Origin of the sequence: Dyella sp. 333MFSha (genome assembly GCF_900102405.1) — a bacterium.
In the GTDB taxonomy this organism is placed as follows: Bacteria; Pseudomonadota; Gammaproteobacteria; order Xanthomonadales; family Rhodanobacteraceae; genus Luteibacter; species Luteibacter mycovicinus.
Window position 1 is genome coordinate 1 of sequence record NZ_FNBR01000008.1, and the last position, 20031, is coordinate 20031.

Consider the following 20031-nt stretch of genomic DNA (forward strand, 5'->3'; position numbering starts at 1 on the left):
TGGTGTGCTCGGCCGCTGACGGCCCGATGCCGCAGACCCGCGAGCACATCCTGCTCTCGCGTCAGGTCGGCGTGCCGTACATCGTCGTGTTCCTGAACAAGGCCGACATGGTCGACGACGCCGAGCTGCTCGAGCTGGTCGAGATGGAAGTCCGCGAGCTGCTGTCGAAGTACGAGTTCCCGGGCGACGACACCCCGATCGTTCACGGTTCGGCCCGCCTCGCGCTGGACGGCGACCAGTCGGAAATCGGCGTGCCGTCGATCATCAAGCTGGTCGATGCGCTGGACAGCTGGATTCCGGAGCCGGAGCGCGTGATCGACAAGCCGTTCCTGCTGCCGGTCGAAGACGTGTTCTCGATCTCGGGTCGCGGTACGGTGCTGACCGGTCGCGTCGAGCGCGGCATCGTCAAGGTGGGTGACCCGGCCGAAGTGGTCGGTCTGAAGGACACCCAGCAGACGACGGTCACGGGCGTGGAAATGTTCCGCAAGCTGCTGGACCAGGGTCAGGCCGGTGACAACGTCGGCGTGCTGGTTCGCGGCCTGAAGCGTGAAGACGTCGAGCGCGGCCAGGTGCTGGCTGCTCCGAAGTCGGTCACGCCGCACACCGAGTTCGAGGGTGAGGTGTACATCCTGTCGAAGGACGAGGGTGGCCGTCACACGCCGTTCTTCAGCAACTATCGTCCGCAGTTCTACTTCCGTACCACGGACGTGACCGGTTCGATCAAGCTTCCGGAAGGCGTCGAGATGGTGATGCCGGGCGACAACGTGAAGATCTCGGTGACCCTGGGCTTCCCGATCGCCATGGACGAAGGCCTGCGCTTCGCGATCCGCGAAGGCGGTCGTACCGTCGGCGCCGGCGTCGTCGCCAAGATCAACAAGTAAGAAATCGCCGGGGCAGGGTGACCTGTCCGGCTGTTGAAGAGGCGGGAGCGAAAGCTCCCGCTTTTTTTTGGTAATTTTTTGAGCAGGGGCTTCCTTTTCTCCGGCAGACCGGCTATATTCGCCGAGTTATATCAGCCCTAAGTCCTTCGGGACGGGCTCACCGCGAAATGAGGCGCACGGAATGTGCTTCGAGTTCGCAGGCATGGATGCCGCATAGAGTGCCAGCCAGGCCAACGGGCGCGAGCTCTGTTGACCGATGTCGTTGTGTATTCTATACTTTTCTGTCTGGGCAGGCCGTTTATACGGCCTGCCTGACTTTTTCGGGTCGTTCCGGGCGGTGCCACACCGTTCCAGTTCGGCCCGTTGCGACACCCGTAGGTCAGTAACAAGGGTTGTGCGGGGTGGCGAGAAGCCATTCCGAATCACAAGAACGTTCTTTCGATAACAGGACACGGTTTTTATGGCGAACCAAAAGATTCGCATCCGGCTCAAGGCGTTCGATCATCGTCTGATCGATCGTTCGGCCAGCGAAATCGTCGAGACGGCCAAGCGCACCGGCGCTACGGTCCTCGGCCCGATCCCGCTGCCGACCAAGATTGAGCGCTACACCATTCTGGTGTCGCCGCACGTCGACAAAGATGCCCGCGACCAGTACGAGACCCGTACGCACAAGCGCGTTCTGGACATCGTCGACCCCAACGACAAGACCGTGGACGCGCTCATGAAGCTCGATCTCGCGGCTGGCGTTGACGTGCAGATCAAGCTCGGCTGAGCGGATAAAAGGATACGAAGATGAGTATCGGACTGGTTGGCCGCAAGTGCGGCATGAGCCGGCTCTTCACCGAAGACGGCCGCTCGATTCCGGTGACGCTGATTGAAGCGACCCCGAATCGTGTGACGCAGGTGAAGACCGAAGAAAACGACGGCTACAGCGCCGTGCAGGTGACGACGGGTGCCAAGCGCGCCTCGCTCCTCACCTCGCCGCTGAAGGGTCACTACGCTAACGCCAAGGTCGAGCCCGGCCGCGGTCTGTGGGAGTTCCGCGTTTCCGCGGAAGACGCAGGCAAGTACGCGATCGGCACCGAGATCAAGGCTGACGACGTGTTCACTGTCGGTCAGACGGTCGACGTCGCCGGCGTGTCGAAGGGTAAGGGTTTCCAGGGCACCATCAAGCGTCACCACTTCAAGATGGGCGACGCCACGCACGGTAACTCGCTGTCGCATCGCGCCCCTGGCTCGATCGGTCAGCGTCAGACGCCGGGCCGCGTGTTCCCTGGTAAGAAGATGTCGGGCCACATGGGCGCGGTCAACCGCACCCAGCAGGGCCTCGAAGTGGTCAAGGTCGATTCCGAGCGTCACCTCATCGCAGTCAAGGGCGCAGTCCCGGGCGCGCCGGGTGGTGATGTCGTGATCCGCCCGACGACCAAGGGCTGAGGAGAGACGCCATGGAACTCAACGTTATTGGCGCCAAGGCGCTCACCGTGTCGGACGACGTGTTCGGCGGCGAGTACAAGAAGGCCCTCGTGCACCAGGTCGTCACCGCCTATCAGGCGGCTGGCCGTGCCGGCACGAAGGCTCAGCTGTCTCGCGGTCAGATGTCCGGTACGACCAAGAAGTTCAAGAAGCAGAAGGGTGGCGGCGCACGCCACGGCGATTACCGCGCCCCGATCTTCGTCGGCGGTGGTGTGACGTTCGCGGCCAAGCCGCGCAGCTTCGAGCAGAAGGTCAACCGCAAGGCTTACCGCGTCGCGATCCGTTCGATCGTCGCCGAACTCAACCGTCAGGATCGCCTGAAGGTCGTGTCCGAGCTGTCGATGGAAGCCCCGAGCACCAAGGGCATGATCGCCAAGCTGGCCGAGCTCGAAGTCAAGGGTCGCGTGCTGCTGGTGTCGGAAGACGCCACTGAAGCGCTGTACCTGTCCGCTCGCAACATTCCGTACATCCACGTCGTTGACGTGCTGGCCCTGAACCCGGTCAGCCTGGTCGGTAGCGACTATGTCGTCATGACGGTGGACGCGGTCAAGAAGGTCGAGGAGTGGCTCGCATGAGCACCGAACGCACGCTTAATACGCTTCGCGCGCCGCACATCTCCGAGAAGTCGGCTCGCCTTGCTGAGAATAACCAGTACGTTTTCGTCGTGGCGCCTGAGGCGACCAAGGCCGATGTCCGTGCAGCGGTGGAACATCTCTTCGACGTCAAAGTCCTGGATGTGAACCTCGTTAACACGAAGGGCAAGGTCAAGTCGTTCCGCTTTCGCACTGGCAACCGCCAGGGCAAGCGTAAGGCCTACGTGCGCCTCGCCGACGGTCATACGATCGACGTGTCGGCCAAGGCCTGAGCCAGGAGTTGAATTGAGATGGCACTGATCACTCACAAGCCGACCTCCCCGGGCCGCCGCGACGCTGTCAGCGTGCGGACCGAAGGTCTGTACAAGGGCGCTCCCTACGCGCCCCTGACCGAATCGCAGTCGAAGACCGGCGGTCGCAACCATTACGGTCGCATCACCACCCGTCATCGCGGCGGCGGTCACAAGCAGGCGTACCGCATCATCGACTTCAAGCGCGACAAGGAAGGCATTGCCGCCGTTGTCGAGCGTCTTGAATACGATCCGAACCGCACCGCGCATATCGCGTTGCTGTGCTACGCCGACGGCGAGCGCCGCTACATCATCGCGCCGAAGGGCGTGGCGGTTGGCGATCGTCTCGTGTCGGGTTCCGACTCTCCGATCAAGCCGGGCAACTGCCTGCCGCTTCGTTCGATCCCGGTCGGTTCCACGATCCACTGCATCGAGATGAAGCCGGGCAAGGGTGCGCAGATCGCACGCTCCGCCGGCGCTTCGGTCCAGCTGGTCGCTCGCGAGCAGGGCTATGCCACGCTGCGTCTTCGCTCCGGCGAAATGCGTCGCGTCCCGGTTGAATGCCGCGCCACCATCGGTGAAGTCGGCAACTCCGAGCACAGCCTGCGCAAGCTCGGCAAGGCCGGTAAGAAGCGTTGGGCAGGTATTCGTCCGACCGTCCGCGGCGTCGTCATGAACCCGGTCGACCATCCGCATGGCGGTGGTGAAGGCAAGACCTCCGGTGGCCGTCATCCGGTCTCGCCGTGGGGCACGCCGACCAAGGGCTACAAGACGCGCAACAACAAGCGCACCGAACAGTTCATCGTGCGTCGTCGCAAGTAATTAGGAAACGATCATGCCGCGCTCTCTAAAAAAAGGTCCGTTCGTCGACCTGCACCTCGTGAAAAAGGTGGAAGCCGCCGTTTCCGCCAATAACAAGCGTCCGATCAAGACCTGGTCGCGTCGTTCGATGATCCTGCCGGAGATGGTCGGTCTGACCATCGCCATCCACAACGGCCGCCAGCATGTGCCTGTGTTGATCAACGAGAACATGGTCGGGCACAAGCTCGGCGAGTTCGCGGTGACCCGCACGTACAAGGGCCACGCCGGCGACAAGAAGGGCAAGTGATGAGCACCGAAGCCAAAGCGATCCTGCGCAGCGCCCGCATCTCGGCGCAGAAGGCACGCCTGGTGGCTGACCTGGTCCGCGGTTTGCCCGTGGGCCGAGCCAGCGACGTGCTCGCCTTTACCAACAAGAAGGCCGCTCACCTTGTTCGCAAGGTGCTGCTCTCCGCCGTCGCCAACGCCGAGAACAATCTCGGTGCCGACGTCGACGAGCTGAAGGTCGCACGCATCTTCGTCGACGAAGGTCCGGCGATGAAGCGTATGTACGCCCGCGCCAAAGGCCGCGGTTCGCGCATCCTGAAGCGCACCAGCCACATCACTGTGGTTGTTGGCAACTGACTGGGGTAAGAGACGATGGGTCATAAAGTTCATCCCACCGGTATCCGCCTCGGCATTGCCAAGGACTGGAACTCGAAGTGGTACGCAAACAAGGGTGAGTATGCTGTGTATCTCGCAGCGGACCTGAAGGTCCGTGAGATGCTCCGCAAGAAGCTCGCCGCCGCGGGTATCTCGAAGATCCAGATCGAGCGCCCGGCCAAGACCGCCCGCGTGACGATCCACACCGCCCGTCCGGGCGTGGTGATCGGCAAGAAGGGTGAGGACATCGAGAAGCTGCGTAAGGAAGTCACCGACATGATGGGCGTCCCGACGCACATCAACGTCAGCGAAGTCCGTAAGCCGGAGCTCGATGCCCAGCTCGTCGCTGAATCGATCGCTCAGCAGCTCGAGCGTCGCATCATGTTCCGCCGCGCCATGAAGCGCTCGGTCGGTAACGCGATGCGCCTCGGTGCCCTGGGCATCAAGATCAACGTCTCCGGCCGTCTGAATGGCGCCGAGATCGCTCGCTCCGAGTGGGCCCGTGAAGGTCGCGTTCCGCTGCACACGCTGCGTGCGGACATCGACTACGGCACCGCCGAAGCCAAGACCCAGTACGGCATCATCGGTGTCAAGGTATGGGTCTATAAGGGCGAGATCTTCGATCTGGCGGCAGCTACGGCCGAGTCGAAGGAAGAACAGCAGCCTCAGCAGTCGCGCCGCGACGGTGGTGAAAACCGCCGCGAGCGGACGGCCAAGTAAGGAGCGTTGCCATGTTGCAACCTAAGCGCACTAAGTTCCGCAAGCAGTTCAAGGGCCGCAATGACGGCCTGGCGTTCAACTCCAATCTCGTGAGCTTCGGCGAGTACGGCCTCAAGGCGACGACGCACGGTCAGCTGACCGCACGTCAGATCGAAGCGGCCCGTCGTTGCATCACGCGTTTCGTCAAGCGTGGCGGCAAGCTGTGGATCCGGGTCTTCCCGGACAAGCCGATCACCCGCAAGCCGATCGAAGTTCGAATGGGCGCCGGTAAGGGTAGCGTCGAGTTCTGGGTCGCTCCGATCCAGCCCGGTCGCATGCTTTATGAAATCGAAGGTGTCGACGAGACGACGGCACGCGAAGCGTTCCGTCTGGCCGCAGCAAAGCTGTCCGTCCAGACCCAGTTCGTCTCCAGGGCGGTGATGTAATGGCCAGCAAAGATATCAACCAGAAGTCGGCGGAAGAGCTTAAGCAGGATCTGCTGGACCTTCGCAAGGAGCAGTTCAATCTGCGCATGCAGAAGGGCTCCGGTCAGCTCACTCAGCCGCACCAGCTGCGCCGCGTTCGGCGTGACATCGCCCGCACGAAGTTCGTGCTCGGCGCTAAGAAGTAAGGACGGCGGACATGAGTGATAACACGAAGACGGCGCGCACCCTCACGGGGCGTGTCATCAGCAACAAGATGGACCATACCGTAACGGTTCTGATCGAGCGTCAGGTGCAGCATCCGCTGCTCGGCAAGATCATCCGCCGCTCCACGAAGCTCCACGCACATGACGAGACCGGTGCGAACGAGGGCGACCTGGTGCGGATCGCGGAATGCCGTCCGCTGTCGAAGACCAAACATCACCGCGTGGTCGAAATCGTCACGCGCGCTGAAGTCTAAGGAGAAGAGCAGCCATGATTCAGGTGCAAAGCTCGCTTTCCGCAGCGGACAACAGCGGTGCGAAGGAAATGATGTGCATCAAGGTGCTGGGCGGCTCGAAGCGCCGTTACGCCAGCGTCGGTGATGTGATCAAGGTGACCATCAAGGACGCCATTCCTCGCGGTAAGGTCAAGAAGGGTGAGGTGTACAACGCCGTGGTGGTTCGTACCGCCAAGGGTGTGCGCCGCGCTGACGGTTCCGTTATCCGTTTCGACGGTAACGCGGCCGTCCTCCTCAACAATAAGCTCGAGCCGATCGGCACCCGTATTTTCGGGCCGGTTACCCGCGAGCTGCGCAACGAGAAGTTCATGAAGATCGTCTCGCTCGCGCCCGAAGTGCTCTGAGCGGAGGCCAGACATGAACCGTATCCGCAAGGGTGACAACGTCGTCGTCATCACCGGCAAGAACAAGGGGCAGCGCGGCGACGTGCTGCGCGTCGATGGCGACCGCGTTGTCGTCTCGAACGTCAACCTGGTCAAGCGCCACACCAAGCCGAACCCCCAGGCCAACCAGCCGGGTGGGATCGTCGAGCGTGAGGCCTCGATCCATATCTCCAATGTACAGCTCTTCAACTCCGCCACGAACAAGGGCGAGCGCGCTGGCACCAAGACGCTCGAGGACGGGCGCAAGGTGCGCGTGTTCCGCTCCGGCGAAGTAGTCGACGCGTAAGGAACCGAAGTCATGACCCGTCTTGAAACGTTTTACAAAGAGTCGGTAATGCAGAAGCTCACTGAGCGCTTCGGTTACCAGAATGTGATGCAGGTTCCGCGCATTACGAAGATCACGCTCAACATGGGCGTCGGCGAAGCTGCCGGTAACAAGAAGATCCTCGATAACGCCGTTGCCGACATGACGAAGATCGCCGGTCAGAAGCCGATCACGACGAAGGCCCGCGTGTCGGTCGCTTCGTTCAAGATCCGCGATGGCTGGCCGATCGGTTGCAAGGTCACGCTGCGTCGTGCCCAGATGTGGGAATTCCTGGACCGCCTGATCAACATCTCGCTGCCGCGTACGCGCGACTTCCGTGGTGTCTCGGGCCGTGCCTTCGATGGCCGTGGTAACTACAACTTCGGCGTCAAGGAACAGATCATTTTCCCGGAAATCGACTTCGATCAGGTTGACGCGCTGCGCGGTATGGATATCTCCATCACCACGACCGCCAAGACCGACGAAGAAGCCAAGGCGCTGCTGGAAGCTTTCAGCTTCCCGTTCCGCAACTGATCAACAGGTAGAACATGGCCAAGACCTCGATGGTCGAGCGCGACCTCAAGCGCACCAAGCTCGTCAAGAAGTACGCTGCCAAGCGTGCGGAATACAAGGCGATCGTTCTGAGCGCGACCGCTTCGTACGACGAGAAGATGGAAGCCCAGACGAAGCTGCAGAAGCTTCCCCGTGACGCGAGCCCGTCGCGCCAGCGTAACCGCTGCGCACTGACTGGCCGCCCGCGTGGCGTCTACAGCAAGTTCGGCCTCGGCCGCAACAAGCTCCGCGAAGCCACCATGCGTGGTGACGTCCCGGGTCTGCGCAAGGCTAGCTGGTAAAAAACAGCCTCCGCTCCGGCGGGGGAGGGTGGTCCTGGACAAAACTTGTCCAGGCCGCCTCATGCTGCTATAGTCGTCGGTCTGCGCAATGCAGACCGACGATTTGTCGGCACTACAATTTAAGATTTCCGGTCATACGGATATCGGTACTCTCAAGGGTTTTTCTTATGAGCATGACTGATCCCATCGCCGATCTGTTTACGCGCATCCGCAACGGCCAGGCGTCTGGCAAAGCGGTTGTACGTATGCCGTCGTCGAAAGTGAAGCTGGCCCTGGCCAAGCTTCTTCAGAACGAAGGCTACATCCTCGACGCCCGTACCGCTGACGAAGCGGGCAAGCCGGTCCTCGAGATCAAGCTCAAGTATTTCGAAGGCCGTCCGGCCATTGAAACCATTTCCCGTGTCAGCCGTTCCGGTCTCCGCGTCTACCGCGGCAAGGACGAGCTGCCGAAGGTCCTCGGTGGCCTGGGTATCTCGATCATCTCGACTTCCGCCGGTCTCCTGACCGACGCGCAGGCCCGTTCGAAGGGTCTGGGCGGCGAAGTCATCGGCCAGGTGGCGTAAGGAGTCCCGATATGTCACGCGTAGCCAAGCTCCCCATCACCCTCCCGAAGGGCGTTGAAGTCTCCGTCGCCAATGGCACGGTCTCGGTCAAGGGCCCGAAGGGCACCCTGACGACCCACGAGCTGCCGGGCGTCTCGCTCTCGCAGGACAATGGCGTCCTTACGATCGTTCTGGCCGACGGTGCAGACGACAAGTTCGGCGGCACCGCCCGCGCGATCATCGCCAACATGGTGACCGGCGTGGCCAGCGGCTTCGAGAAGAAGCTCGAGCTCGTCGGCGTCGGTTACCGCGCGCAGCTGGCAGGCAAGGCCGTAAACCTTTCCCTCGGCTTCTCGCACCCGGTCGTGTTCGATGCGCCGGAAGGCATCACCATCGAAGTCCCGACGCAGACGGAAATCCTTATCAAGGGTGCCGACAAGCAGCTCGTGGGCCAGACGGCCGCCAAGATCCGTGCTTTCCGTTCGCCGGAGCCCTACAAGGGCAAGGGCGTTCGCTACGCCGGCGAGAAGATCATCCTGAAGGAAGCCAAGAAGGCCTAATCGGCCTATCCGCTTTCTGGAGACCAGACGATGAACAAGAATACATCCCGCCTGCGCCGCGCCAAGTCGACCCGTGCCCACATCCGTGAGCTCGCCGTCGCCCGCCTGAGCGTGCACCGCACCGGTCAGCACATCTACGCCCAGGTCTTCGCGCCGAACGGCACCGTCGTGGCAGCCGCCTCGACCGTGCAGAGCTCGGTTGCCGAAGGTCTCAAGAGCAAGAAGAACATTGAAGCCGCCACCACGGTGGGTCGCATCGTTGCCGAGCGCGCCCAGGCCGCCGGTATCGAAGCTGTCGCGTTCGACCGCTCGGGTTTCCGCTATCACGGTCGCATCAAGGCTCTGGCCGATGCGGCTCGTGAGGCCGGCCTCAAGTTCTAAGAGGCGTCAGGCCACGGTATCGGTCCTCAGGGGCCGGTGCCGCCCGCTGTAACTACAACTCCAAGCGGCGACCGAGCCGTAAACAGAAGTCCCGGCTAACTACCATGCCGGGCTATCAGGAAAAGAGATGTCCTCGACAGATCGCGAAAATTCGGACGGCATGCTTGAAAAGCTTATCGCCGTCAACCGCGTGGCCAAGACCGTCAAGGGTGGCCGCCAGATGAGCTTCACCGCGCTGACGGTTGTCGGCGATGGCGAAGGCCGCGTCGGTTTTGGTTATGGCAAGGCGCGTGAAGTGCCGGTTGCCATCTCCAAGGCCATGGAGCGCGCCCGCCGCAACATGGTGTCCATCGAACTCAACAACGGCACGCTGTGGTACGCCATCAAGGCCAACCACGGTGCGGCTCGCGTCTACATGCAGCCTGCTTCGCAGGGTACCGGCGTCATCGCCGGCGGCGCCATGCGCGCTGTCCTCGAAGTGGTTGGCGTGAAGGACGTGCTCGCCAAGGCTGTCGGCTCGCGCAACCCGATCAACCTCGTCCGCGCGACGATCAAGGGTCTGCAGGCCGTTGCTTCGCCGAAGCGCATCGCCGCCAAGCGTGGCAAGACGATCGAAGAGGTTCTCGGCAATGGCTAAGAAGAATGAAACCGCCGCTGGCGGTACCGTCCGCGTGCGCCTGGTCAAGGGTCTGCGCGGCGTGCAGGGTCGTCATCGTCTGAGCGTCAAGGCCCTCGGCCTCGGCAAGCTCAACGACGTCCGCGAACTGAAGGATAGCCCGCAGGTCCGTGGCCTTATCAACAAGGTCTACTACCTGGTTCGGGTCGAGGAGTAAGTCATGCGTCTTAACGATCTCAGGCCCGGTAAGGGCGCTCGCAAGACCCGTACCCGCGTCGCTCGCGGTATCGGCTCCGGCCTCGGCAAGACGGCCGGCCGTGGTCACAAGGGTCAGCACGCCCGTGCGGGTAACACGCACCGCGTGGGTTTCGAAGGCGGCCAGATGCCGCTGCAGCGTCGTCTTCCGAAGGTGGGCTTCCGCTCGCTGAAGAAGGCCGACACGCAGCAGGTCATGCTGTACCAGCTCGCCGTCATCGAAGCCGACACGATCGATCTGATCGCTCTCCACGCCGCCGGTCTCGTGACCAGCCGCGCGAAGAAGGTCAAGATTGTCCTGAAGGGTGAAATCAATCGCGCGATCAAGCTCTCGGGCGTGCTTGCGACAGCCGGCGCCAAGGCGGCTATCGAAGCCGCCGGCGGCAGCGTGGAGTAATCAGGTGGCTGCAGCGCAGGGCACAACGCTCGGCTCGCTGGGCAAACTGACGGAACTGCGTCAGCGCATCTTCTTCCTGATCGGTGCGCTGATCGTCTTCCGCCTCGGTTCGTTCATCCCGGTTCCGGGCGTGAATCCTGAGGCGATGACGAGCCTGGTGGAAGGCGGCGGCGGCCTGCTGAACATGGTCAACATGTTCTCCGGTGGTTCGCTGTCGCGTTTCTCGGTGTTCGCGCTTGGTGTGGTGCCGTATATCTCGGCATCGATCGTGGTGCAGATGATGGGCTCGGTCATTCCGTCGCTCATGGCTCTGCGGAAGGAAGGCGAGTCGGGTCGTCGCAAGATGACCATGTACACGCGTTTCGGCACGGTCGGTCTGGCGGCATTTCAGGCTTTCGGTATCGCGGTCGCCCTGCAGAAGCAGGTCGGCGCCAGCGGTCCGGTCGTCTACATGCCGGGTGCCGGCTTCGTCATGGCATCGGTCGTCGGCCTCACCGCCGGCACGATGTTCCTGATGTGGCTGGGTGAGCAGATCACGGAACGCGGTATCGGCAACGGTATCTCGATGCTGATCTTCGCCGGTATCGTCGCGGGTCTGCCGGGTGCCATCGCGCACACGCTGACCATGGCGAACAACGGTGAGCTGTCGGTTCTGAAGTTGCTCATGGTGACGGCACTGATCCTGGCGGTGACTGCGTTCGTGGTGTTCATGGAGCGCGCCCAGCGGCGCATCACGGTGAACTACGCGAAGCAGGGCAGCCAGCGCCAGTTCCAGCGCCAGACCTCGCACCTGCCGCTGAAGATCAACATGGCGGGCGTCATTCCGCCGATCTTCGCGACGAGCCTTCTGCTTTTTCCGGCAACCGCCGCGACCTGGTTTGGCTCAGCCAATCAGTCGCGCTGGTTGCAGTGGCTGACCACGGCGCTGAGCCCGGGTGAGCCGGTCCACGACATCGTGTTCGCGGTGCTGGTGATCGGATTCGCCTTCTTCTATACGGCGATCGTGTTCAACTCGCAGGAAACGGCGGATAACCTCAAGCGTTCGGGCGCGTTGATTCCGGGTATTCGTCCGGGTCGCGCGACGGCTGACTACATCGATGGCGTCATGACCCGGCTTACCGGTGTTGGCGCGATTTACATCGTGCTGGTCTGCCTGGTGCCCACGTTCATGCAGAACGCCTGGCACGTACCGTTCTATTTCGGCGGCACTTCGCTGCTGATCGTGGTGGTGGTGGTGATGGACTTCACGGCTCAGGTCCAGGCCCATCTCGTCAGCCACCAGTACGAGAGTCTGCTCAAGAAGTCCAATCTCCGCCGTGGCTGAGATTGGGCGATAAGCCCCCAAGTAGGGGAGGCCTTGGCGCCCAGCGCCGCAGGACTTCCCGTTTAGGTTAATTCAGGTTAAAATTGCGCGTTTACCGCGCACGAAACGCATCGGAGACAGTACATCATGGCGCGCATCGCGGGTGTCAATTTGCCAGTCCAGAAGCATGTCTGGGTCGGCCTGCAGAGCATTTTCGGAATCGGCCGTTCGCGGGCGAAGCAGGTTTGTGTGGATGCAGGCGTGGTTCCGACCACGCCCATCAAGTCGCTTAGCGAAGGCGAGGTCGAAAAGATCCGAGCTGAAATCGCTAAGTACACGGTCGAAGGTGACCTCCGCCGCGAAGTCGGCATGGCGGTCAAGCGCCTGATGGACCTGGGTTGCTACCGTGGCCTGCGCCACCGTCGTGGCCTGCCGGTGCGCGGCCAGCGCACGCGTACCAACGCCCGTACCCGTAAGGGTCCGCGTCGTCCGATCAAGAAGTAACGGATACCGATTATGGCTAAGCCGGTTAAAACCAAGAAGAAGATCAAGCGCGTCGTCACGGATGCCGTGGCACACGTGCAGGCTTCTTTCAACAACACCATCGTCACGATCACCGATCGTCAGGGCAACGCCCTGTCGTGGGCGACTGCAGGCGGCGCGGGTTTCCGCGGCTCCCGTAAGTCGACCCCGTTCGCTGCCCAGGTTGCCGCCGAGAAGGCTGGCCGCGCTGCAGGCGACTACGGTGTGAAGACTGTGGAAGTTCGCATCAAGGGCCCCGGCCCGGGCCGTGAGTCGGCCGTGCGTTCACTGAATGCGTTGGGCTATAAAGTGCTCAACATTATCGATGTCACGCCGATTCCGCATAACGGCTGCCGTCCCCCCAAGAAGCGTCGCGTCTAAGGAGCATACCCATGGCCCGTTATCGTGGAGCTACCTGCAAACTTGCGCGTCGTGAAGGTGCCGACCTCGGTCTTAAGAGCCCGGCCCGCGCGCTTGATTCCAAGTGCAAGCTCGAAAACAAACCCGGTCAGCATGGCGCCAACAAGCGCGCCCGTCTTTCCGATTACGCAGTGCAGCTGCGTGAGAAGCAAAAGGTCAAGCGCATCTACGGTGTGCTTGAGCGTCAGTTCAGCAACTACTACACCAAGGCTTCGACCCAGAAGGGCAATACGGGTGAAAACCTGCTGCGCCTCCTGGAAAGCCGTCTCGACAACGTCGTGTTCCGTATGGGTTTCGCGGTCACCCGCGCCCAGGCTCGTCAGCTCGTGGCCCACAAGGCCGTGACGGTCAATGGTAAGAAGGTCAACGTGCCTTCCTTCCATGTCCGTCCGGGCGACGAAGTCTCGCTGACCGAAAAGGCTCGCACTCAGCTGCGCGTCCAGGAAGCAGCGACGGTTTTCGACACGATGGACCTTCGTCCGTCCTGGGTCGAGGTCGACAGCAAGAAGTTCGCAGGCACGTTCAAGGCTGTGCCGGATCGCGGTGATCTGCCGGCCGACATCAACGAAGCCCTGATCGTCGAGCTTTACTCGAAGTAATCTTCACCGGAGCCTTGCATGGCAGTTTCGTCAACTAGTGTGCTGCGGCCTCGTGGCCTCAGCGTCGAGCAGCTTGGAGCGAACCGCGCTAAGGTGGTGGTCGAGCCGCTCGAGCGTGGCTTTGGTCACACCCTGGGCAACGCGCTGCGTCGCGTGCTGCTCTCTTCGATTCCGGGCAGCGCGATCGTCGAGGTCGAAATCGACGGCGTACTGCACGAGTACACCACTCTGGAAGGCCTGCAGGAGGACGTGATCGAAGTCCTGCTGAACCTCAAGGATGTCGCCATCCGTCAGCACAGCGGTGACGAAGTCACCCTGACGCTGTCGAAGAAGGGCAAGGGCGTGGTCACGGCAGGCGACATCGCCGTCGACCACTCCGTTGAAATCGTCAATCCGGATCACGTGATCTGCCACCTCACCAAGGATGTGGCACTGAACATGCGTCTGAAGGTGCGTCGCGGTGTCGGCTACCAGCCGGCCAGCGCCCGCCAGCACCCGGATGACGAGACGCGGCCGATCGGCCGTCTGCAGCTCGACGCGTCGTTCGCGCCGGTCCTGCGCGTCGCTTACGAAGTGGACGCTGCTCGTGTCGAGCAGCGCACCAACCTCGATAAGCTCGTGCTCGATATCGAAACGAACGGCACGATCGGTGCTGAAGACGCTGTCCGCAAGGCGGCTGAAATCATCAACGATCAGCTGTCGGTTTTCGGCGACTTCTCGCGCCGCGAGAGCGATTCGACCAAGGCGGAGAAGGGCGGCTTCGACCCGCTTCTGCTGCGTCCGATCGACGACCTCGAACTGACGGTCCGTTCCGCGAACTGCCTCAAGGCCGAAAGCATCTACTACATCGGCGACCTGGTCCAGAAGACCGAAGTCGAGCTGTTGAAGACGCCGAACCTTGGCAAGAAGTCGCTGACGGAAATCAAGGATGTCCTGGGCGGGCGTGGTCTCGCACTGGGCATGAAGCTCGAAAACTGGCCGCCGCCGGGCTTGTCGCACGGTATGCAGCTGGGCTGATTCAAACGGGGCGATCGCATTTCGATCGCCCCGATTCTTTGCTCCATCCGGTGGATGCCGTCGCGCACTTCCTCCGGATATTCAAAGCGGTCCAAAGAGGCCGTGCTCTTACAGCGAGGCGTTATGACAGCCTCGCATCAGCGGGTAACCGCGGGAAGTCGGCTCATCCTGGCCGGCTTTTCATAACAACAGACATAGAGAGTTATCGCCATGCGTCACCAGAAATCCGGTCGCAAGCTCAACCGCACGAGCAGCCACCGCGAAGCCATGTTCAAGAACATGGCCGCGTCGCTGATCAAGCACGAGCTTATCCGCACCACGCTTCCCAAGGCCAAGGAACTCCGTCGTATTGCTGAGCCGCTCATCACGCTCTCCAAGACCGATGGCGTTGCCAACCGTCGTCTCGCGTTTGCGCGTCTGCGCGACAAAGAGGCTGTCGGTAAGCTGTTCGTCGAGCTTGGTCCCCGCTACCTGCAGCGTCCCGGTGGCTACCTGCGCATCCTCAAGTGCGGCTTCCGCCCGGGCGACAACGCTCCGATGGCGTACGTCGAGCTGGTGGATCGCCCGGCCGCCGCTTCGGCTGCCGACGCCGAGTAAGCCTCGCGGCTGAAAGTGAAGAAGCCCCGGCCGGGTAACCTGCCGGGGCTTTTTTTATGCCCGGTGGGCTGTCAGCTACGCAAGTGCTTGATCTATGGTTACAAAAGAAACTTCACGCGCCTACTGACAAGGGCATGCACATCGGGTTAACGTGGGTGTCCCGCAACGCACCAACCCCCCATGGCCCTCTCTACCTTGTCGCTCCGTTCGCGTTTCCTGCTGGGTTTCGTCGTGTGTGCCGGCCTCATGGCCTTCGCGCTCTACGCACAGTACGTCATGCATCTCGATCCGTGCCCGCTGTGCATCTTTCAGCGCATCGCCGTCTGCACGATGGGTCTGTTCTTCCTCATCGGTGGCTTTCATTCGCCGAAGAGCCGGTCAGGCCGTGTCGTCTATGCGACGCTCATCACGCTGGGTGGACTCTGGGGCATCGCTACGGCGGGACGCCATCTCTGGCTGCAGTCCCTCCCAGCCGATCAGATCCCCGCGTGCGGTCCCGGCCTGGGCTATCTGTTCGACGCATTTCCGTTCACGAAGATGCTCAAGCTCGCGTTCACCGGCTCGGGTGAGTGCGCCAGGATCGAACCTATCCTGGGCATCCCCATGCCGGGCTGGACCCTGCTCTGGTTCGTGATTCTGATCGTCTGGGCCCTCCTGGCCATTCGCCGCACCGTTCGCTGATTTTCTCGCGCCGCCAAGGCGCCATTACGAAGGCACCGCCGTCATGCAGCACTCCCTCAAAGCCGTAGTTCCCCCGTCCGCCGAATGGACGCCGGGGTCGTGGCGGTCGAGGACCGCCCTCCAGCAGCCCACCTATGAAGATCAGGCGGAGCTCAATCGTGCCCTGGGCCAGCTGGGTGAACTGCCGCCGCTGGTCACGTCGTGGGAAATCCTCACGCTGAAGCAGCGCATTGCCGAGGCGCAGGACGGCGAGCGATTCCTGCTTCAGGGTGGCGACTGCGCCGAGAGCTTCGCCGACTGCAACAGCCCGATCATCTCCAACCGCCTGAAAGTGCTGTTGCAGATGAGCCTCGTGCTCGTGCACGGCATGAAGAAGCCGGTGCTCCGGGTGGGTCGCTTTGCGGGTCAGTATGCCAAGCCACGCTCGGCGGACACGGAGACCCGTGACGGCGTCACGCTGCCGGCGTTCCGTGGCGATCTGGTCAACAGTCCGGAGTTCACTCCGGAGGCGCGTCGCCCGGATCCGCAGCGCTTCATCAAGGCGCATGCGCGTTCGGCGATGACGATGAATTTCGTCCGCGCCCTGATCGACGGCGGTTTTGCCGACCTGCATCACCCGGAATACTGGGATCTCGCCTGGGTCGACCATTCGCCGCTGGCTGCCGAATACAAGCGCATGGTCGCGACCATCGGCGACTCACTGCGTTTCATGGAAACGCTGGCCGGCCAGTCGATCTCCAGTTACTCGCGTGTGGACTTCTACACCTCGCATGAAGCGCTGCTCCTGCACTACGAGGAAGCTCTGACTCGTCAGGTCCCGCGTCAGGACGGCTGGTTCAACCTGTCGACGCACTACCCGTGGATCGGTATGCGCACCGCGGCACTCGACGGCGCTCACACGGAGTACTTCCGCGGCATCCGCAACCCGATCGCCGTGAAAGTCGGCCCCACCGTTCAGCCGGACGAACTCATCCGGCTGATCGATGTGCTGAATCCGACGGAGGAGCCGGGCCGTCTGACCCTGATTCATCGGATGGGGAACGACAAGATCGGTACGCAGCTGCAGCCGCTGCTCGAGGCGGTGAAGCGTGAGGGGCGCCGCGTCCTCTGGGTGGCCGACCCGATGCATGGCAATACCGAGAGCACCAGCAACGGCTACAAGACACGTCGCTTCACCAATATCGCGGGTGAGCTAGACCAGGCGTTCGACATCCATGCGGCCGCCGGCACGCGTCTTGGCGGTGTCCATCTCGAACTCACCGGCGAAAACGTCACGGAGTGTCTCGGTGGCGCGCGCGGTCTGGTCGAGACGGACCTCGATCGCGCTTACAAGTCGATGGTCGATCCACGGCTCAACTATGAACAGTCGCTTGAACTAGCGATGTTGATTGTGAGGAAGTCGGGCGGTATGGCCTGACCTGAAAGAAAAAGGCTCCGGAAACGGAGCCTTTTTAGGACTCGTATCGCGCATGCGAAGATCCAACCATGAGCCACTAGGAAAGGGACCGCCGGATGCAGAGTAAAGCTAAAGCCGTGACCGGACTGCTATTCGTATGTGCGATAACCATCGGAGCGGGAGCCTGCGCCATGTCTGAACCTCGCAACGCACCGGGCACTTTTCCCGTGTCGACGCCTTTCGCGCTGGATACCGCGGGCAGGAGCATCACCATTCCATTCGACGTCAATGGTGGCAATGCGGATGCGAAGCGGCACCTTATGATCGGAGTGGATGTACCTCATGCATCGGACTTCCCGGCGGTCGACGACGTCCGACTTCATGTCCGGTTGCTCCGCGTCCGGGTCGTGTACGACGACCATGGCACCCATGTGCCGATCGAAACCGAAGACACCGAGACGATCATCGCCGGGAATACGGGTAAGCCACGCCCTCGCGCAGATCCGACGCTGTGCCGTCTGCATCTTTACGCGGGGATCGATAGTGAATCGAACATTTCGATCTGTGGCTTCTACGCGAGGCGCGACGGGCATTACGTCGCCGAGATATCGACCATCGAGGCTATGCCCGCATTCAAGGGCGTCGCGACCACAGTACGTGTAGACGACTATTACAATACCGGCGAATAACGAAGGGACGTACATGGACAAGGATAAGTACACCGTAACGGTTTATGCGGCTGCCCCCGGAACGCCTCTTACGCAAGAGAAGGAGCCGGGTGCCACGTCCACCCCTGGCCACATGTATTACACCACGCAAAAAAACGGGGAAGAGCCGCAGAGCTACGGGTTCGCCCCCGTCAAGCACGGGTCTATGGATGGTCCGGGACGTGTCGTCCGGGACGACGTAGCCAACTACAAGGATCCTCTGTATTCGAGAACCATGGAGGTATCGAAGGACCAATATGACAAGCTGAACGACTACGGCAATCGTCCGAAGGAGAACGGCTTCGACACGTATTACAAAGATGCCCGAAACAACTGTGTCGACTTCACGTGGTCGGCGCTGAATCACGCGAACATCAAGCGCACCGAGATAGGCAAGGACAAGCAGTCAGTGGAGAAGGACGGTCCGGATGCCCTGAGGCCGTCCCATAACGTGGATGGGCTCAAAAGCATCAAAGATCCCGTGCCGGGCAGTAGCCTCAATTCCCAGCACAGCAATCCCATGCCAAAGAACCAGAGCCTGCTTCAGTGGATGCTGAGCGAGGAAAAGCGCGGTATCGACGATCCTCTTCATCCGGGCAACGGTATGTATCGTCAGGCGTACAGTGGCGTCGATTCACTAAATGCGAAGCATGGGGTGGAGTCGTCGGATCGCGATAAGGACTTCGCAGCATCGATTGCGGCGGGTGCCAAAGCGCAAGGTCTGGACCGCGTGGACCACGTTCTATTGAGCGATGACGGTAGCAGGACCTTTGCTGTCCAAGGGAATCTGCAAAGTTCCCACGGCCTTGATCGTAAGGTCGCACAATTGCAAACCACCGAGGCGCTGAACACACCGATCGCCCAAAGTAGTGGCGAATGGACTCAACACGCTGCGCAGTCCGGACTGCTTGCCAGTCGGCAACAGGCGCAATTGCAGCCGTCTATCGATGTCCAGTCGAGCCAGCAGCATGCCGCCCCGACTATGCGACTGGGGTGATCACGCCATCGGTTTGACTTCGAACGAGGCCTCGTGCCGGCTGCGTGGTGAGAGTATCAAGTTGCTGACGCATGTCGCCCAAGTGCCCAGGCGACATGCTCGCGTACGACAGGCGAGGGGTCCCCGGTGCGCGCGCGAAGTGCCGCGACGACCTCGTCGGTAGTCGGCGCATTGCCCAGGCCGACGGCCAGATTACGCAGCCAGCCCTCATAGCCCGTGCGGCGGATCGCCATCCCTTCGGTGCGCGACAGGAATTCCTGCTCGCTCCATGCGAAGAGATCGATCAGCCTGGGGCCATCGAGGCTGTGCCTCGGAGCGAAGTCGGGCTCCGTGGCCTCCTGAGCAAACTTGTTCCAGGGGCAGATCAACTGACAGTCGTCGCAGCCGAACACACGATTGCCGATCGGTGCGCGCAGCTCCTCGGGAATACTGCCCTTGAGCTCGATCGTCAGGTATGAAATGCACTTACGAGCGTCGAGTCGATACGGCGCCACGATCGCCTGGGTCGGGCAGATGTCGATGCAACGGCGGCAGCTGCCGCAATGCGCGCTGGCGGGTTCGTCTACGGGCAGCGGCAGGTCGGTGTACAGCTCACCGAGGAAGAAATACGAACCCGCGCGCTTGTTGATCAGAACCGTGTGCTTGCCGATCCAGCCTAGGCCCGCGTTACGGGCCAGCGCCTTCTCCAGCACCGGCGCCGAATCCACATACGCCCGATAACCGAAGTCGCCGATGCGCTCGCCAATCTTCGCCGCCAGCTTCTGCAGGCGGTTGCGCATGACCTTGTGATAGTCGCGTCCCAGTGCGTAGCGAGCGACGTAGGCTTTTTCGCCGTCATGGATCACGTCCCAGGCGTTCGCCGTGCCGGGCGGGATGTAATCCATGCGTACCGACACCACGCGCAAGGTGCCTGGCTCGAGTTCAGCCGGGCGGCTGCGACGTGTCCCGTGGCGCGCCATGTAATCCATCTCGCCGTGGTGACCATCGGCCAGCCAGCGTTCCAGGTACGCCTCGTCGTGGCCGAGGTCCGTGCCGGCGATGCCGACGTCCGCAAAGCCGAGCTCGCGCGCCCAACGTTTGATGTCGGTGGCGAGTGCGGCGTAGTCGGTGTCGGTGGTGGCGGGCATACGTGCATTCTACTTGGCCCTCCTATAATCCTCC

At 61.8% G+C, this 20031-nt stretch carries 33 protein-coding genes; 32 read left to right on the forward strand and 1 reads right to left on the reverse strand.

Going from position 1 to position 20031, the window contains the following annotated elements:
- The 32 genes from BLT40_RS18995 to BLT40_RS19150 all read left to right on the forward strand — a co-directional run.
- A partial coding sequence (locus BLT40_RS18995) for an elongation factor Tu (protein ID WP_143025921.1) occupies positions 1 to 881 on the forward strand: 881 nt, incomplete at its 5' end.
- A 460-nt stretch (positions 882 to 1341) separates the two neighbouring features.
- A complete protein-coding gene (rpsJ, locus tag BLT40_RS19000; RefSeq protein ID WP_014402136.1) occupies positions 1342 to 1653 on the forward strand; it encodes a 30S ribosomal protein S10 in 312 nt (103 codons plus the stop codon).
- A gap of 20 nt (positions 1654 to 1673) precedes the next feature.
- Complete coding sequence (rplC, locus tag BLT40_RS19005) at positions 1674 to 2315, forward strand: 50S ribosomal protein L3 (RefSeq protein WP_036115493.1); 642 nt, start codon at positions 1674 to 1676, stop codon at positions 2313 to 2315.
- An 11-nt stretch (positions 2316 to 2326) separates the two neighbouring features.
- Positions 2327 to 2929 carry a 50S ribosomal protein L4 gene (gene rplD / locus BLT40_RS19010; protein ID WP_036115490.1) on the forward strand — a complete coding sequence of 201 codons (603 nt, stop codon included), beginning with the start codon at positions 2327 to 2329 and terminating at the stop codon, positions 2927 to 2929.
- Positions 2926 to 3219, forward strand: a complete 294-nt coding sequence (gene rplW, locus BLT40_RS19015) for a 50S ribosomal protein L23 (RefSeq protein ID WP_036115487.1) — start codon at positions 2926 to 2928, stop codon at positions 3217 to 3219. Before rplD ends, rplW begins: the two co-directional genes overlap by 4 nt.
- Positions 3220 to 3237: 18 nt before the next feature.
- Positions 3238 to 4059, forward strand: coding sequence for a 50S ribosomal protein L2 (gene rplB / locus BLT40_RS19020; RefSeq protein ID WP_036115484.1), 822 nt, complete (start codon positions 3238 to 3240; stop codon positions 4057 to 4059).
- A 13-nt stretch (positions 4060 to 4072) separates the two neighbouring features.
- Positions 4073 to 4345 carry a 30S ribosomal protein S19 gene (gene rpsS / locus BLT40_RS19025; RefSeq protein ID WP_029213892.1) on the forward strand — a complete coding sequence of 91 codons (273 nt, stop codon included), beginning with the start codon at positions 4073 to 4075 and terminating at the stop codon, positions 4343 to 4345.
- Positions 4345 to 4680 (forward strand): 50S ribosomal protein L22, encoded by a 336-nt coding sequence (gene rplV, locus BLT40_RS19030; protein ID WP_036115481.1) that lies wholly within the window; start codon positions 4345 to 4347, stop codon positions 4678 to 4680. Before rpsS ends, rplV begins: the two co-directional genes overlap by 1 nt.
- A gap of 15 nt (positions 4681 to 4695) precedes the next feature.
- Positions 4696 to 5418, forward strand: a complete 723-nt coding sequence (gene rpsC / locus BLT40_RS19035; protein WP_036115478.1) for a 30S ribosomal protein S3 — start codon at positions 4696 to 4698, stop codon at positions 5416 to 5418.
- 11 nt (positions 5419 to 5429) lie between these two features.
- Positions 5430 to 5843 (forward strand): 50S ribosomal protein L16, encoded by a 414-nt coding sequence (rplP, locus tag BLT40_RS19040; RefSeq protein WP_036115475.1) that lies wholly within the window; start codon positions 5430 to 5432, stop codon positions 5841 to 5843.
- The gene (rpmC, locus tag BLT40_RS19045) at positions 5843 to 6028 is read left to right on the forward strand and encodes a 50S ribosomal protein L29 (protein ID WP_036115473.1); all 186 of its coding nucleotides are present in this window, start codon (positions 5843 to 5845) and stop codon (positions 6026 to 6028) included. The genes rplP and rpmC overlap by 1 nt, the downstream gene beginning before the upstream one ends.
- Positions 6029 to 6039: 11 nt before the next feature.
- Entirely contained in the window at positions 6040 to 6300 is a 261-nt protein-coding gene (gene rpsQ, locus BLT40_RS19050; RefSeq protein ID WP_036115469.1) for a 30S ribosomal protein S17, read from the forward strand.
- Positions 6301 to 6314: 14 nt separating this feature from the next.
- On the forward strand, positions 6315 to 6683 hold the full coding sequence (gene rplN / locus BLT40_RS19055; protein ID WP_036115467.1) for a 50S ribosomal protein L14: 369 nt from the start codon (positions 6315 to 6317) through the stop codon (positions 6681 to 6683).
- 13 nt (positions 6684 to 6696) lie between these two features.
- A complete protein-coding gene (gene rplX, locus BLT40_RS19060) occupies positions 6697 to 7008 on the forward strand; it encodes a 50S ribosomal protein L24 (RefSeq protein ID WP_036115464.1) in 312 nt (103 codons plus the stop codon).
- A gap of 12 nt (positions 7009 to 7020) precedes the next feature.
- Entirely contained in the window at positions 7021 to 7560 is a 540-nt protein-coding gene (rplE, locus tag BLT40_RS19065) for a 50S ribosomal protein L5 (RefSeq protein WP_036115460.1), read from the forward strand.
- Positions 7561 to 7574: 14 nt separating this feature from the next.
- Positions 7575 to 7880, forward strand: a complete 306-nt coding sequence (gene rpsN / locus BLT40_RS19070; protein ID WP_036115457.1) for a 30S ribosomal protein S14 — start codon at positions 7575 to 7577, stop codon at positions 7878 to 7880.
- Between the two features lie 167 nt (positions 7881 to 8047).
- Positions 8048 to 8443 (forward strand): 30S ribosomal protein S8, encoded by a 396-nt coding sequence (gene rpsH, locus BLT40_RS19075; RefSeq protein WP_036115455.1) that lies wholly within the window; start codon positions 8048 to 8050, stop codon positions 8441 to 8443.
- An 11-nt stretch (positions 8444 to 8454) separates the two neighbouring features.
- Positions 8455 to 8982: a 50S ribosomal protein L6 gene (gene rplF, locus BLT40_RS19080; RefSeq protein WP_036115453.1), complete on the forward strand. Its 528-nt coding sequence runs from the start codon at positions 8455 to 8457 to the stop codon at positions 8980 to 8982.
- Between the two features lie 30 nt (positions 8983 to 9012).
- Positions 9013 to 9363: a 50S ribosomal protein L18 gene (gene rplR / locus BLT40_RS19085; RefSeq protein WP_036115451.1), complete on the forward strand. Its 351-nt coding sequence runs from the start codon at positions 9013 to 9015 to the stop codon at positions 9361 to 9363.
- 127 nt (positions 9364 to 9490) lie between these two features.
- Complete coding sequence (gene rpsE, locus BLT40_RS19090; protein ID WP_029213879.1) at positions 9491 to 10000, forward strand: 30S ribosomal protein S5; 510 nt, start codon at positions 9491 to 9493, stop codon at positions 9998 to 10000.
- Positions 9993 to 10196, forward strand: a complete 204-nt coding sequence (gene rpmD, locus BLT40_RS19095; protein WP_036115449.1) for a 50S ribosomal protein L30 — start codon at positions 9993 to 9995, stop codon at positions 10194 to 10196. Before rpsE ends, rpmD begins: the two co-directional genes overlap by 8 nt.
- A gap of 3 nt (positions 10197 to 10199) precedes the next feature.
- Positions 10200 to 10631, forward strand: coding sequence for a 50S ribosomal protein L15 (rplO, locus tag BLT40_RS19100; RefSeq protein WP_036115445.1), 432 nt, complete (start codon positions 10200 to 10202; stop codon positions 10629 to 10631).
- A 4-nt stretch (positions 10632 to 10635) separates the two neighbouring features.
- A complete protein-coding gene (gene secY, locus BLT40_RS19105) occupies positions 10636 to 11955 on the forward strand; it encodes a preprotein translocase subunit SecY (RefSeq protein WP_036115442.1) in 1320 nt (439 codons plus the stop codon).
- 126 nt (positions 11956 to 12081) lie between these two features.
- Complete coding sequence (rpsM, locus tag BLT40_RS19110) at positions 12082 to 12438, forward strand: 30S ribosomal protein S13 (RefSeq protein ID WP_036115440.1); 357 nt, start codon at positions 12082 to 12084, stop codon at positions 12436 to 12438.
- Between the two features lie 12 nt (positions 12439 to 12450).
- Positions 12451 to 12837, forward strand: coding sequence for a 30S ribosomal protein S11 (rpsK, locus tag BLT40_RS19115; RefSeq protein ID WP_007513384.1), 387 nt, complete (start codon positions 12451 to 12453; stop codon positions 12835 to 12837).
- An 11-nt stretch (positions 12838 to 12848) separates the two neighbouring features.
- Entirely contained in the window at positions 12849 to 13475 is a 627-nt protein-coding gene (rpsD, locus tag BLT40_RS19120) for a 30S ribosomal protein S4 (RefSeq protein ID WP_036115436.1), read from the forward strand.
- Between the two features lie 18 nt (positions 13476 to 13493).
- On the forward strand, positions 13494 to 14492 hold the full coding sequence (rpoA, locus tag BLT40_RS19125; RefSeq protein WP_036115434.1) for a DNA-directed RNA polymerase subunit alpha: 999 nt from the start codon (positions 13494 to 13496) through the stop codon (positions 14490 to 14492).
- 210 nt (positions 14493 to 14702) lie between these two features.
- Positions 14703 to 15089, forward strand: coding sequence for a 50S ribosomal protein L17 (rplQ, locus tag BLT40_RS19130; protein ID WP_036115431.1), 387 nt, complete (start codon positions 14703 to 14705; stop codon positions 15087 to 15089).
- A 180-nt stretch (positions 15090 to 15269) separates the two neighbouring features.
- The gene (locus BLT40_RS19135) at positions 15270 to 15770 is read left to right on the forward strand and encodes a disulfide bond formation protein B (protein ID WP_079522707.1); all 501 of its coding nucleotides are present in this window, start codon (positions 15270 to 15272) and stop codon (positions 15768 to 15770) included.
- Positions 15771 to 15813: 43 nt separating this feature from the next.
- Entirely contained in the window at positions 15814 to 17187 is a 1374-nt protein-coding gene (locus BLT40_RS19140) for a class II 3-deoxy-7-phosphoheptulonate synthase (protein ID WP_036115425.1), read from the forward strand.
- 95 nt (positions 17188 to 17282) lie between these two features.
- Complete coding sequence (locus BLT40_RS19145) at positions 17283 to 17855, forward strand: hypothetical protein (protein WP_143025922.1); 573 nt, start codon at positions 17283 to 17285, stop codon at positions 17853 to 17855.
- Between the two features lie 13 nt (positions 17856 to 17868).
- A complete protein-coding gene (locus BLT40_RS19150; RefSeq protein ID WP_079522705.1) occupies positions 17869 to 18870 on the forward strand; it encodes an XVIPCD domain-containing protein in 1002 nt (333 codons plus the stop codon).
- Between the two features lie 56 nt (positions 18871 to 18926).
- Here BLT40_RS19150 and queG read toward each other — a convergent pair whose 3' ends face one another.
- Entirely contained in the window at positions 18927 to 19997 is a 1071-nt protein-coding gene (gene queG, locus BLT40_RS19155; RefSeq protein ID WP_090355988.1) for a tRNA epoxyqueuosine(34) reductase QueG, read from the reverse strand.
- Between the last annotated feature and the right edge of the window lie 34 nt (positions 19998 to 20031).

What these genes read in the sequence shown, in the direction of transcription:
- rpsJ (WP_014402136.1), top strand. Translation starts at nt 1,342, where the DNA reads ATGGCGAACCAAAAGATTCGCATCCGGCTCAAGGCGTTCGATCATCGT.
- rplC (WP_036115493.1), top strand. Translation starts at nt 1,674, where the DNA reads ATGAGTATCGGACTGGTTGGCCGCAAGTGCGGCATGAGCCGGCTCTTC.
- rplD (WP_036115490.1), top strand. Translation starts at nt 2,327, where the DNA reads ATGGAACTCAACGTTATTGGCGCCAAGGCGCTCACCGTGTCGGACGAC.
- rplW (WP_036115487.1), top strand. Translation starts at nt 2,926, where the DNA reads ATGAGCACCGAACGCACGCTTAATACGCTTCGCGCGCCGCACATCTCC.
- rplB (WP_036115484.1), top strand. Translation starts at nt 3,238, where the DNA reads ATGGCACTGATCACTCACAAGCCGACCTCCCCGGGCCGCCGCGACGCT.
- rpsS (WP_029213892.1), top strand. Translation starts at nt 4,073, where the DNA reads ATGCCGCGCTCTCTAAAAAAAGGTCCGTTCGTCGACCTGCACCTCGTG.
- rplV (WP_036115481.1), top strand. Translation starts at nt 4,345, where the DNA reads ATGAGCACCGAAGCCAAAGCGATCCTGCGCAGCGCCCGCATCTCGGCG.
- rpsC (WP_036115478.1), top strand. Translation starts at nt 4,696, where the DNA reads ATGGGTCATAAAGTTCATCCCACCGGTATCCGCCTCGGCATTGCCAAG.
- rplP (WP_036115475.1), top strand. Translation starts at nt 5,430, where the DNA reads ATGTTGCAACCTAAGCGCACTAAGTTCCGCAAGCAGTTCAAGGGCCGC.
- rpmC (WP_036115473.1), top strand. Translation starts at nt 5,843, where the DNA reads ATGGCCAGCAAAGATATCAACCAGAAGTCGGCGGAAGAGCTTAAGCAG.
- rpsQ (WP_036115469.1), top strand. Translation starts at nt 6,040, where the DNA reads ATGAGTGATAACACGAAGACGGCGCGCACCCTCACGGGGCGTGTCATC.
- rplN (WP_036115467.1), top strand. Translation starts at nt 6,315, where the DNA reads ATGATTCAGGTGCAAAGCTCGCTTTCCGCAGCGGACAACAGCGGTGCG.
- rplX (WP_036115464.1), top strand. Translation starts at nt 6,697, where the DNA reads ATGAACCGTATCCGCAAGGGTGACAACGTCGTCGTCATCACCGGCAAG.
- rplE (WP_036115460.1), top strand. Translation starts at nt 7,021, where the DNA reads ATGACCCGTCTTGAAACGTTTTACAAAGAGTCGGTAATGCAGAAGCTC.
- rpsN (WP_036115457.1), top strand. Translation starts at nt 7,575, where the DNA reads ATGGCCAAGACCTCGATGGTCGAGCGCGACCTCAAGCGCACCAAGCTC.
- rpsH (WP_036115455.1), top strand. Translation starts at nt 8,048, where the DNA reads ATGAGCATGACTGATCCCATCGCCGATCTGTTTACGCGCATCCGCAAC.
- rplF (WP_036115453.1), top strand. Translation starts at nt 8,455, where the DNA reads ATGTCACGCGTAGCCAAGCTCCCCATCACCCTCCCGAAGGGCGTTGAA.
- rplR (WP_036115451.1), top strand. Translation starts at nt 9,013, where the DNA reads ATGAACAAGAATACATCCCGCCTGCGCCGCGCCAAGTCGACCCGTGCC.
- rpsE (WP_029213879.1), top strand. Translation starts at nt 9,491, where the DNA reads ATGTCCTCGACAGATCGCGAAAATTCGGACGGCATGCTTGAAAAGCTT.
- rpmD (WP_036115449.1), top strand. Translation starts at nt 9,993, where the DNA reads ATGGCTAAGAAGAATGAAACCGCCGCTGGCGGTACCGTCCGCGTGCGC.
- rplO (WP_036115445.1), top strand. Translation starts at nt 10,200, where the DNA reads ATGCGTCTTAACGATCTCAGGCCCGGTAAGGGCGCTCGCAAGACCCGT.
- rpsM (WP_036115440.1), top strand. Translation starts at nt 12,082, where the DNA reads ATGGCGCGCATCGCGGGTGTCAATTTGCCAGTCCAGAAGCATGTCTGG.
- rpsK (WP_007513384.1), top strand. Translation starts at nt 12,451, where the DNA reads ATGGCTAAGCCGGTTAAAACCAAGAAGAAGATCAAGCGCGTCGTCACG.
- rpsD (WP_036115436.1), top strand. Translation starts at nt 12,849, where the DNA reads ATGGCCCGTTATCGTGGAGCTACCTGCAAACTTGCGCGTCGTGAAGGT.
- rpoA (WP_036115434.1), top strand. Translation starts at nt 13,494, where the DNA reads ATGGCAGTTTCGTCAACTAGTGTGCTGCGGCCTCGTGGCCTCAGCGTC.
- rplQ (WP_036115431.1), top strand. Translation starts at nt 14,703, where the DNA reads ATGCGTCACCAGAAATCCGGTCGCAAGCTCAACCGCACGAGCAGCCAC.
- BLT40_RS19135 (WP_079522707.1), top strand. Translation starts at nt 15,270, where the DNA reads ATGGCCCTCTCTACCTTGTCGCTCCGTTCGCGTTTCCTGCTGGGTTTC.
- BLT40_RS19140 (WP_036115425.1), top strand. Translation starts at nt 15,814, where the DNA reads ATGCAGCACTCCCTCAAAGCCGTAGTTCCCCCGTCCGCCGAATGGACG.
- BLT40_RS19145 (WP_143025922.1), top strand. Translation starts at nt 17,283, where the DNA reads ATGCAGAGTAAAGCTAAAGCCGTGACCGGACTGCTATTCGTATGTGCG.
- BLT40_RS19150 (WP_079522705.1), top strand. Translation starts at nt 17,869, where the DNA reads ATGGACAAGGATAAGTACACCGTAACGGTTTATGCGGCTGCCCCCGGA.
- queG (WP_090355988.1), bottom strand. Translation starts at nt 19,997, where the DNA reads ATGCCCGCCACCACCGACACCGACTACGCCGCACTCGCCACCGACATC.